9 protein-coding genes and 1 tRNA gene are annotated in these 10544 nt (G+C 69.1%); 8 read left to right on the top strand and 2 right to left on the bottom strand.

The features are described 5' to 3' along the window. Positions 1 to 163: 163 nt before the first annotated feature. The 5 genes from H9634_RS09060 (at position 164) to H9634_RS09040 (ending at position 5315) form a co-directional block, all read left to right on the top strand. Entirely contained in the window at positions 164 to 1828 is a 1665-nt protein-coding gene (locus H9634_RS09060) for a penicillin-binding protein 2 (RefSeq protein WP_191726351.1), read from the top strand. A 135-nt stretch (positions 1829 to 1963) separates the two neighbouring features. Then, positions 1964 to 2290: a hypothetical protein gene (locus H9634_RS09055; RefSeq protein WP_191726350.1), complete on the top strand. Its 327-nt coding sequence runs from the start codon at positions 1964 to 1966 to the stop codon at positions 2288 to 2290. Beyond that, positions 2277 to 3338 carry a type 2 periplasmic-binding domain-containing protein gene (locus H9634_RS09050; RefSeq protein WP_191726349.1) on the top strand — a complete coding sequence of 354 codons (1062 nt, stop codon included), beginning with the start codon at positions 2277 to 2279 and terminating at the stop codon, positions 3336 to 3338. The genes H9634_RS09055 and H9634_RS09050 overlap by 14 nt, the downstream gene beginning before the upstream one ends. Positions 3339 to 3377: 39 nt before the next feature. Continuing rightward, on the top strand, positions 3378 to 4961 hold the full coding sequence (locus tag H9634_RS09045) for an amidohydrolase (protein WP_191726348.1): 1584 nt from the start codon (positions 3378 to 3380) through the stop codon (positions 4959 to 4961). Between the two features lie 33 nt (positions 4962 to 4994). After that, a complete protein-coding gene (locus H9634_RS09040; RefSeq protein ID WP_175294623.1) occupies positions 4995 to 5315 on the top strand; it encodes a GNAT family N-acetyltransferase in 321 nt (106 codons plus the stop codon). 72 nt (positions 5316 to 5387) lie between these two features. Here the strand turns inward: H9634_RS09040 and H9634_RS09035 are convergent. After that, positions 5388 to 5463: transfer RNA gene (locus H9634_RS09035), tRNA-Asn, on the bottom strand. Positions 5464 to 5694: 231 nt separating this feature from the next. Between H9634_RS09035 and H9634_RS09030 the strand changes: the two genes are divergently transcribed. Together H9634_RS09030 and H9634_RS09025 are read left to right on the top strand one after the other, a co-directional pair. Next, positions 5695 to 6606 (top strand): DMT family transporter, encoded by a 912-nt coding sequence (locus H9634_RS09030; RefSeq protein WP_318245057.1) that lies wholly within the window; start codon positions 5695 to 5697, stop codon positions 6604 to 6606. Beyond that, on the top strand, positions 6603 to 7811 hold the full coding sequence (locus H9634_RS09025) for a glycosyltransferase (RefSeq protein WP_225210747.1): 1209 nt from the start codon (positions 6603 to 6605) through the stop codon (positions 7809 to 7811). Before H9634_RS09030 ends, H9634_RS09025 begins: the two co-directional genes overlap by 4 nt. A gap of 50 nt (positions 7812 to 7861) precedes the next feature. Here H9634_RS09025 and gluQRS read toward each other — a convergent pair whose 3' ends face one another. After that, complete coding sequence (gluQRS, locus tag H9634_RS09020) at positions 7862 to 8899, bottom strand: tRNA glutamyl-Q(34) synthetase GluQRS (protein WP_191726347.1); 1038 nt, start codon at positions 8897 to 8899, stop codon at positions 7862 to 7864. Between the two features lie 148 nt (positions 8900 to 9047). On the opposite strand from gluQRS, the gene H9634_RS09015 reads away from it, so the two are divergent. Then, a complete protein-coding gene (locus H9634_RS09015; protein WP_225210746.1) occupies positions 9048 to 10472 on the top strand; it encodes an MFS transporter in 1425 nt (474 codons plus the stop codon). The last annotated feature ends 72 nt before the right edge of the window (positions 10473 to 10544 follow it).

Raw genomic sequence — 10544 nt, 5'->3', positions numbered from 1 at the left:
TGAGTGTGGTTACCCACTTCGATATCGGAGGTCTTCTTTCACCTCAAATCCCGATCACAACCTCCCGAGGAAGTACAGCTAGGCTGGCACCGGTGGCTTCCGGCCTTCCGGCAGCGGCCGGAACGCACGGCCGGGAGGCGACCGGACCGATGGGGGAGACGAGATGGCCCGAGCGAGGCGCACCGGCTGGATGCTCGCCGCTGTCGCAGCGGCAGCGGTGGCAGCAGTGCTCATCATCATCGCCGGCATCAACCCGCAGCTGGGCTCCTCACCGCTCGACACAGCCAAGCGTGCGGCACAGTCGTTTGCCGACGACGCCGTGGCAGCCGGCCCCTGGACCGATCCAGGCGCCGCCGGCCGGGCCCACGATCAGCTCAAGCTCCACCTGCGGCCTGCCGGTCTGCACGCACCGGTGGCCGTGAAGGTCATCGAGCTCACCGAGATCGACTCCTCCCGGCAGCGGGCCACCCTGGCGTGGGCGTGGCAGACGAACCCGCGTTCGCGCACCCAGGTCCCGGACTGGTCCTACACCTCGAACGTCGATGTGGTGAAGGACCAGCTGTCGTGGAAGGCCGAATACGGACCCGAGGTCGTCCACCCGCAGCTGCACACCGACGCTGAGATCACCGCAGAGGTCGAAGCCGCGCAGCGGGCGAAGATCCTCGGCTTCGGCGATGAGGTGCTCACCAGCGTCGAACCGGTCATCAGCGTCGGCGTCGAACCGGCCCGCACCGACGATCCGGCCCAGACCGCAGACGACACCGCTGCCGCGCTCGCCGGCTTCGCTGAGATCGATGCCGAGGCACTGGCCGGCCGCATCGAGGCGGCAGCCGCGCATGCCTTCGTCCCGGTCGTCACGATCCGCGTCGATGACTACCGCGATATCGCCGATGAGCTGCGCCCGATCCCCGGTACGGTGTTCCGCAGCCAGGACATGTCCGTGCCGGTGCACCGGGGGCTGGCACCCCTGCTGCTCGGCCGGGTCGGCGCCGCGACTGCCGAGGACCTGGAGGAGGATCCGCTGCTGCGCGACGGCGACCTTGTCGGCCGGTCGGGTCTGCAGAAGCTGTATCAGCAGCAGCTCTCCGGCCGAGCCGGGGTCGAGCTGCTTGTCGACGGTGAACCGATCCTCAGCGTCGACGCCGTGCCGGCACCGCCGGTGGTGACCTCGATCGAACGCGAGCTTCAGCAGCGCGCCGACGCCGCTGCCGAAGCCGCCGGCGCACCGGTCGGCATCGTCGTCATCGATGCCGAAAGCGGGCACATCCGGGCCGTCGCCAATGCCGGTGGGGACGCCGGTTTCGACCGGGCGCTGACCGGCAGCTATCCGGACTCACCGGCACACGCGCTCACCGAAGCGCTGGCCGCATCACGGGGTGCCGCTGGTGGAGAGGTGCTGGCGGCGCTCGGCATCGAGCGCGTCGACCTGGGCATGCCGGCGGTCGTGTCGACCGGAGGGCAGCCCAGCGGCAGCCCGGTGTCTGTCGCCATCGCCGCAGCCCGGGTGCTCACCGGGCAGCAGCCCGCAGCCAGCCTCGTGCAGTCAGCCGGAGGAGAGGACCTGACACTGCCGGCACGCGATGAGAGCCTGACCAAGGACGAGCGCGACGTGCTCCAGCCTGTCCTCGAACCGCATCTCATCGATCTGCCCGGGCGGCATCGCAGCACCGGCGGCGATGCGGTATCTGCCAGCACAGCGGGCCCGTGGGCGATCGGACAGCGCGGCGGACTCGTCGGTGTCGTCATCGTCGAACCCACCGAGCCAGGCTCCGGTGAGAACCCGGCATCTGCTGGTGCGGTGCTCACCGAGGCGCTCACCGGCAGGTGACCGCGTTTCCGCGCGCGTCCCATGACAGTCATCGGGCTCCCGCGCGTCTCATGACAGTGGCTGGGCTCCCGCGCCTGTGGTGACAGGGCGTGTTGGCGCACCGGCAGCAGGCAGTCCAGCCGCTAGGCTGAGGTCATGTCGAACTGCGTCATCGTCGTCTACACACCCATCGATTCTGCTGATGCCGTGCGTGCTGCACTGGCTGCCGGCGGAGCTGGGGCGATCGGCGACTACACGGGCTGCTCCTTCTCCAGTCGCGGCACCGGCCGCTTCACCCCAGGCACCGGCGCCAACCCGACGATCGGCGATATCGGCACCCCGGAAGAGGTCGCAGAAGAGCGCATCGAAGTCATCTGCCCAGCCGAGCTCACCGCCACCGCACTCGACGCGATGCTCGCCGCCCACCCGTACGAGGAGCCGGCCTATCACGTGATGCCGGTGATGACGCGTGCCGACTTCTGACACCCGAGCACGCCGCAGGCTCTCCACCGCAGCCGCACTCGCAGGAATCGCCCTGCTCGCCGCCGGCTGCGGGATCACCGATGAGGCCGGCAGCAGTGCCGAACCCGCCCACGACTACACCGTCGACTCCGACGCCGCCGTCAAGGACAGCCCGATCTGGACGGATGCCAGCGACGCGGCGATGCTGCGCATCGGGGTGCCCTTCGACCAGCCGGGGCTGGGATATCTCTCTGCGGGGAAGACGGTGCCGGCCGGGTTCCACGCCGAGATCGGCAGCCTCATCGCCGGACGCCTCGGCTTCGCCGCCCACCAGATCACATGGGTCGACGCATCCGCGGACCCGGCTTCCCTGCTCGCAGGCGAGGAACCAGCCGCTGACCTCCTCATCGACACCGACGGCCAGCCCATCGAGGGACTCGACGCGGCACCCGGACCGGCCGCCACCGCCTCGGCGGCGGAGACCACCGAGCCCGATGGTGGCGCAGGCGAAATCACCGAGGACACTGCCACAGACGGCTCAGGCAGCGGCGATTCTGGCACCGACGACTCAGGCACCGGCGACGCTGCCACCGACGCCCCTGCAATCCCAGCTGATCTGGCCGGGCCCTACCATCTCGGCGGCCAGGGTCTGCTGAGCCCGGCAGCATCGGATCTGTCGGAGTTCAGCGAGCTGACCGGCCAGCAGGTCTGCGCACTGCCCGGCTCACCCGGCAAGCAGGCGATCGAGGAGGAGACCACCGCTGCGGTGGTCGAACGCGAATCGCTGTCCGACTGCGCCGCCGCGCTGACAGCCGGCGAGGTCGATGCTGTCGTCGGCGCCGACCTCGACCTGCAGGCACTCGTCGCGCAGGACCCGCAGGCACTGACGCTGAGCGAGGACCGGCTGCGCCCGGCCGGATACTGGATCCGGATGCGCACCGAGGACCCCGCTCTGGCCGAGGCGATCGCCGAGGGGATCGCCGCTGCGGCCGACGACGGCGAATGGGCCCACGCCGTCGAGGCGGCCTTCGGCAGCGACGTCGAGATGACCCCACCGCCGACGCGATGACCACGCCCGGCGCCGGCAACCCTGCATTAGGGTTGGAGCATGAGCCAGATCACGCTGCGCAATGCGCGCCTGCTTGCCGCCGATCACTTCACCGCACCGACCACGCTGCACATCAGCAACGGCCGGATCACCGCCAGCGGCGACGACGCCGCAGACGCCCGCGCCGGTGAGATCATCGACGTCGACGGCCAATGCGTCATGCCCGGGTTCATCGAAAGCCACGGCCACCCGAGCATGTACGGCCGGACCCTCCTGCAGGTCGACGTGCGCCCCGATGTCGTCGACAGCATCGCCGACATCCAGAACGCCATCCGCGACGCCGCGAACGCCACGGAGCCCGGCGGGTGGATCCGCGGAGCCGGCTGGGATGAGACATACCTCGAAGACGACCGGGTCCCCACTCGCGCGGACCTCGACGCAGCGGCACCGGACCATCCGGTCGTGCTCACCCGCACCTGCCGGCACATGCTGCTGGTGAACTCGAAGGCACTCGACGTCTGCGGTATCGACGACGACACCCCGGACCCGGTCGGCGGGCGGCTGGTCAGGGACGGCAGCGGCCGGCTCACCGGGCTGTGCCAGGAGAAGGCGATGGATCTCATCACCGTCCCCGACTACGCCCCCGATGAGCTCTCCGGCGGGTTCGCCCGCGCCCAGCAGCAGTTCCTCGACTGGGGCATCACCACCGTCCACGACATGTCCACCAGCCGCACCGACCTGCGCCTGTACACCGAACTCGCCGCCAGCCGGCAGCTGAGCATCCGCCTGCGGCCGTGGCTGTGGGCCCTGACCCAGATGGGCTACGACGGCATCCTCGACGCGGCACTGGCTGCCGGTGTCACCAGCGGGCTCGGCGATGACTGGATGCGCATCCAAGGGGCGAAGTTCGTCCTCGACGGGGGAGTGGGCGGCAAGACCGCTGCCCTGTGCTGCCCGTACGAGCACAGCGACGAGACCGGGATCCTCTACATCGACGATGAGACTCTCACCCGGCATCTGCGTGAGGCGGTGGCCGGCGGACTGCGGCTGGCCATCCACAGCATCGGCGATGCCGCCATCGCACAGGCCCGCCGTGCCCTCAAGAACATCGGCGACGATGAGGCGGTGCGCACCCGCCGCACCCGCATCGAGCACTGCACCCTGCCGGCTGCGGAGGACCTCGACTTCCTCGCTGAGTGGAACATCATCGCCTGCTCATCCGTCGGCTTCATCTACCACCTCGGCGACTCCTACCTCAAGGTGCTCGGGCGCGACCGGATGCCGCGGGTCTACCCGCACCGGTCCTTCATCGACCGCGGCATCGTCGCGCCGGGCAACTCCGACGTCCCGGTCACCAACGGCAACCCGTGGGAGGGCATCTACGGGGCGGTGACCCGGACGACGAAGACCGGCCAGGTCCTCGATGCCGAGCAGAACATCACCCTCGCCGAGGCGATCCGCGCCTACACCTCGGACGCGGCCTACACCTCCTTCGAAGAGGACACCCTCGGCACGCTGGCCCCCGGCGCGCACGCCGACTTCCAGCTCTATGAGCGCGACCCCTTCGCCCTCAACCCGGCGGAGTGGCTTCACCTCGCACCCAGCGCGGTCTACGTCGCCGGCGAAAGGCAGCCCCTGAGCTAGACTCATCACCACCGACCCCAGGAGGAGTTCCCCATGGAAGACCCTGTTCTCGTCAGCAATCCCGTCGAGGTCGTCGACAACCTCTCACGCGACCGGTTCGAACTGTGGCTGTCCGGGCCGGAGCGGACCTTCGTCGGATTCCTCGGCTACACGATGCCCGAACCCGGGGTGTACGAGCTCCAGCACACCATCATCGACGAGGCCTTCGGCCGGCAGGGCTACGCGCGCACCCTCGTGACGAAGGTGCTCCAGCAGCTGGCCGAGCGCGACGAGAAGATCATCCCGATGTGCTCATACGTCGAGCGCTACCTCGAGCGCTTCCCGCAGTACCGCGGACTCGTCGCCGCGCGGTGAGCCCGGGCCGCTTGAGCTCATCATCGGCTGCCTGCAGGCACGAAAAAGCCCCGCTCACACGGAGCGGGGCAGTGGCTCCCCCGGCTGGGCTCGAACCAGCGACCCTTCGATTAACAGTCGAATGCTCTGCCAACTGAGCTACGGAGGAATAGCGTCATCGTGATGATCACGCGAGAAACAACTCTAGCACCGGGATCGCGCAGTTCTCAAATCACCCCAGCGGTGACGTGCCTCACGTCCGATTGAGCCGATCCGCACAGGATCCCGGCACGCGCGGCGTCTCTGAGTCCTGGATGTGAGGCGTCGCTGAGTCCCGTATGTGAGGAACCGCCTGGTGCCGTGTGAGCCTCACCTGCGGGCCGGGGGCTACACTGGCCGGGTGACGACCCTACTGGCCATCAGCCTGGCGCTGTTCGCTGCGATCGCACTGGCGTACGCCGCGCTGCTGCAGCACAGCGGCGTCAACCAGCGCGAGGAGGACTCCACCCGGTTCCGGGTCCAGGAGTTCGCCCGCATCTTCACCAACCGCACCTGGCTGCTCGGGCTCATCGTCCTCATCCTCGGCAACGCCGCCAACATCATCGCCCTGGCCATCGCCCCGGTGATGGTCGTTCAGCCGATCGGGGCGGTCGCTCTCATCACCGCTGTCATCCTCGCCGTCGTCCACCGCGGCCTGGCGCTCACCCGCACGATCACCCTCGCCGTGGCCGCCTGCGGGCTCTCCCTTGCAGCCTTCGTCGCCGTGGCTGCGGTCATCGGCCGCTACGAGGTCCACTACGGGTCCAGCGCCCACCGCGTTGCCTGGATCGCACTGGCGCTCGCGGTGATCTTCGGTGTCGTCATCCTCGTGCGCAACCACCCGCCGCAGCTGCTGCTCATCACCGGCTCCGGCCTGCTGTTCGCCACCGTCGCGACGAACGTGCACATCATCTCCAACCAGTTCTTCGACTCCGGGACCGGCGGGATCACCTGGTTCAACGTCATCAGCCTCGCGCTGGCCGGGATCATCGGCTCGTGGTTCGTCCAGGCCGCCTATGCCGCCGGACCACCGGAGATGGTCATCGCCGGCCTGACCGTCATCGACCCGATCTTCGCGGTGCTGCTCGGCTCGATCGTGCTCGGCGAAGCCATGGAAGCCTCCATCCTCCAGATCGTGCTCATGGCCGTCACCGGGGCGATCGCCTGCTGGGCGGTCATCGCGCTGTCCCGGTATCATCCAGACGTGGTGGCCAAGGAGCGCCAGCGCATGAACGACAAGTACGGCACCCACCCCGATGAGGACGATCGTTGACTGAGACCGAGCAGAGCACTGCCCCGGCTGACCGCACCACCCTGCGCATCTGCATCCCCACCGAGACCTACGCCCCCGAGGTCAACGGTGCCGCGACCTTCGCGCAGACCCTGGCCACCGGGCTGGCCGCCCGCGGCCATGAGGTGCACGTCATCTGCCCCTCGGCCACCGGCACACCGTCGACGGCGCGGGAGGACGGCGTGCTCGTCCACCGCATCCGCTCCCACCGCTGGTACCTGCACCCGACGTGGACGATCTGCGTGCCCTGGGAGACCAAGCCCGAGGTGTCCCGCCTGCTCGACCTCATCCGTCCCGATGTGGTGCATGCGCAGGCGCACTTCGTCATCGGCCGCTATGCGCTCAGCGAGTCCCGCAAACGCGGCATCCCGGTGGTGGCGACGAACCACTTCATGCCCGACAACGTCCGCCCCTACCTCAATGCGCCCGAAAGGCTGCTGCGCTACGGCAGCGCTGCCGCCTGGTGGGATCTGCGGCGGTGCTTCGAGAAAGCCGACTATCTCACCGTGCCGACCCAGCTGTCTGCCGATCTGCTGACCGAGAACGGGTTCCGCAGCTCCATCCAGGCGGTGTCCTGCGGCATCGACCTGTCCCACTTCTTCGCCGCTGATGACGTCGAGCAGACGCACCCGACGGTGCTGTTCGTCGGGCGGCTGTCACTGGAGAAGAACATCGGCGACCTGATCGCAGCCCTCGCGCGCACCGACCCGAGCCTCAACCTGCACGCTGACATCATCGGCGCCGGATCTGAGGCCGAGCCGCTGCGCGCTTTGGCTGCCGAACTCGGTGTGGCCGACCGGGTGCGGCTGCGCGGCAAGGTCAGCGACGAGGAGCTCGTGCGCGCCTACCAGGAGGCGACGTTCTTCTGCATGCCCAGCACCGCAGAGCTGCAGAGCATCGCGACCCTGGAGGCGATGGCCTCAGGCAAACCGGTCGTCCTCGCCGATGCGGTCGCGCTGCCGCATCTGTGCCGTCACGGTGAGAACGGCTACCTGTTCGAACCGCGCAGCGTCGACGCACTGACCGATGCCTTCACCCGGCTGCTGACGATGAGCGACACTGACCGGCAGCAGATGGGACGGGCCTCCCGGGAGCTCGTGTCCCGCCACGACGTGCGCCACACCCTTGACACCTTCGAAGCGATCTACCGGCAGGTGCTGGCCGAGGCTCAGCCGGCAGTCGCCTGAACCCAGTCAGCCGGACGCCTGAACCCAGTCAGCCGGACGCCTGAACCCAGTCAGCCAGGCGGCTGAATCCAGTCTGCCGGATCGAAGACCGCAGGCTGGCGCGTCATGGCAGTCAGATCGAACTCCGCGCGCGCCTGCGCCAGGCCATCCCACGGGCCGAAGCCGAGCGAGCTGCCGAGCCAGGCGAAGAAGTCGAAACCGGTGCCGGCCAGATCACCGAGCGTCACGGCACCGTCGCGTTTGGCCAGCCGCTGTCCGCTGGGCCCGAGTACGAGCGGCACATGCACCCATTCGATCTCCGCACGCCCGGCTTTTGTGCCGATCAGCTCCGGGCTGACTCGATCCAGCAGCCAGGCGAAGAACACCTGCCGCGGCGTCGAGGAGGCCAGGTCATCGGCCCGCACCACCTGGTCGATGCCCATCGCCAGATCATCGACGACGACCGCCAGATGATAGGAGTGGACGCCGTCACCGCGGCGCAGCACGAAGTCATCGATGAACCCGCGGACGTCACCGAGCAGCGCATCGGCGACCACCACCTCGGGACCGGAGGCCCGCACCGGCACCTCCAGCAGCTGCGCAGCCGCCTGCGCATCCAGCCGCAGTGCCGGCTGCCGGCCGTTGCCTGCCAGCCGGGTGCGCTCAGCCTCACGAACCGACGCTGTCAGATTCCGGCAGGTGCCCGGATAAGCACCCGGGGGAGTGTGCGGAGCAGAGGGCGCAGACTGGATGTCTCTGCGCGAGCAGTAGCACTCATAGACGAACCCGGCCGCAGCGAGCGCGTCGATGACGTCCCCGTAGAGCTCCGTGCGCTCTGACTGGATGATGAGCGGACCGTCGGGGGTGACGCCGAGTGCGGCGAAGTCGGCCAGCTGCTGCTCGGCAGCCCCGGCCTGGACCCGGTCGAGGTCTTCGATCCGCCAGCGGAAGTCCCGGCCCGTGGAGTGCGCGCACAGCCAGGCGAGCACCCCGGTGCGCAGATTGCCGATGTGCAGCCGGCCGCTCGGGCTCGGGGCGTAGCGGCCGGCGCCGCGCGCGGCGACAGGTGCGCTCTCGGCAGGCGGCGGAGATGGCGGGAAGCTGTCCATGCGCCCATCGTAACGAGACCCGCTCCACCGGCCGTGCGCAGCAGCGACCGCGCAGTATTGCCAGGCCAGAGGCCGGGGGTGTAGGAATGGAGAAATGGCAGACAAACGGCACGCGGAGGCGCAGACAGGGTCAGCGCAGACCCCCAAGATGAGCGACGATCAGCGCCGCATCCTCCTCATCGCCCTCGTGCCGCTGTCCATGTCGCTGCTGTCGGTGTCGATCGTCAACGTCGTGCTGCCGGCCATCGGCAGCTCCCTCGACGCGTCGAACACCGCCCTGCAATGGGTGCTCACCGGCTACACCCTGACCTTCGGCGTCATCCTCGTGCCCGCCGGGCGCGCAGGTGACCTGTTCGGTCGCGGCAAGCTGTTCATCGCCGGGCTCATCGTCTTCGGCGCAGCCTCCCTGCTGGCCGGCTTCGCCCCGAACCCGCTCGTGCTCAACCTCGCCCGTCTGCTCATGGGTGTGGGCTCCGGCCTGCTGAATCCGCAGGTCGTCGGGCTCATCCAGCAGTACTTCTCCGGTGCTGCCCGGGGCAGGGCCTTCGGGCTGATGGGTTCGGCGATCGGCGTGTCCGTCGCCGTCGGGCCGGCACTCGGCGGGGTGCTCGTGCGGTTCTTCGGCGAGGACCTCGGCTGGCGGATGTCGTTCCTCATCAACGTGCCCTTCGTCATCCTCGCCGTGACGCTGGCGATGATCTTCTTCCCGCGCTCAGCCTGGGAGCCCCCGGAGACCACGACGGCACCGGGTGCCAGACCCGACCTCGACCTCGTCGGTGTGACGCTGCTGGGCCTGGGAACCCTCGGGGTGCTCGTGCCGCTGCTCGTCGGCGCGGCAGCCCTGTCCTACCTCTTCCTCGGGGTGCTCGGCATCGCGCTCATCATCGCCTGGGTCATCTGGGAGAACCGCTACAAGCGCCGCGGCCGCAGCCCGATGGTCGACATGGACCTGTTCCGCACCCGCACCTTCGCTAACGGCGCACTGCTCATCTCCCTGTACTTCTTCGGCACCACCAGCGTGTGGGTCGTCATCGCCGTCTACGCCCAGAACGGGCTGGGCTTCACCGCTCTGCAGGCCGGGCTCATCGGCCTGCCTGCTGCGATCTGCTCGGCGATCTCCTCAGCGATCGCCGGCCAGTACGTCATCCGCCTCGGCCGCCCCCTCGTGCTCGTCGGCATGGCACTGGCGATCTTCGGGCTGCTGGCCGGCATCGGCGCCGTCATCATGCACGACACCGCCGGCTGGCCGTTCGCCCTCGTCGTCATCGCCGTATCGTTCATCGGCATCGCCCAGGGGCTGGTCATCAGTCCCAACCAGACGCTGGCCCTCGTCGAGGTGCCGATCACCTACGCCGGTGCCGCCGGCGGGGTGCTGCAGACCGGTCAGCGGATGGGCACCGCCATGGGCCTGGCGGTGGTCACCTCGGTGTTCTTCGCCGTGCAGGCCGGTTACGGCTGGACAGCCGCCTTCAGCGCAGCCTTCGCGGTCATCGCCGTCGTCGTCACCGCCTCGGCGGTGGTCGGCATCGTCGACTGGCGGCAGGGCCGGCAGCCGGCAGCTGCGCGCAGCTGAGGCCCAGGGCGCACGGCGAGCTGCCCGGCCGATCGCCACCGGACGTTCATCTGCCGGTGAGTGCCATGTCGC

The sequence above is a fragment of the Brevibacterium gallinarum genome (genome assembly GCF_014836885.1).
Taxonomy (GTDB): domain Bacteria; phylum Actinomycetota; class Actinomycetes; order Actinomycetales; family Brevibacteriaceae; genus Brevibacterium; species Brevibacterium gallinarum.
This window is presented reverse-complemented; position numbering and strand designations above follow the sequence as displayed.

What these genes read in the sequence shown, in the direction of transcription:
- gluQRS (WP_191726347.1), bottom strand. Translation starts at nt 8,899, where the DNA reads ATGGACAGCTTCCCGCCATCTCCGCCGCCTGCCGAGAGCGCACCTGTC.
- H9634_RS09040 (WP_175294623.1), top strand. Translation starts at nt 4,995, where the DNA reads ATGGAAGACCCTGTTCTCGTCAGCAATCCCGTCGAGGTCGTCGACAAC.
- H9634_RS09060 (WP_191726351.1), top strand. Translation starts at nt 164, where the DNA reads ATGGCCCGAGCGAGGCGCACCGGCTGGATGCTCGCCGCTGTCGCAGCG.
- H9634_RS09015 (WP_225210746.1), top strand. Translation starts at nt 9,048, where the DNA reads ATGAGCGACGATCAGCGCCGCATCCTCCTCATCGCCCTCGTGCCGCTG.
- H9634_RS09045 (WP_191726348.1), top strand. Translation starts at nt 3,378, where the DNA reads ATGAGCCAGATCACGCTGCGCAATGCGCGCCTGCTTGCCGCCGATCAC.
- H9634_RS09055 (WP_191726350.1), top strand. Translation starts at nt 1,964, where the DNA reads ATGTCGAACTGCGTCATCGTCGTCTACACACCCATCGATTCTGCTGAT.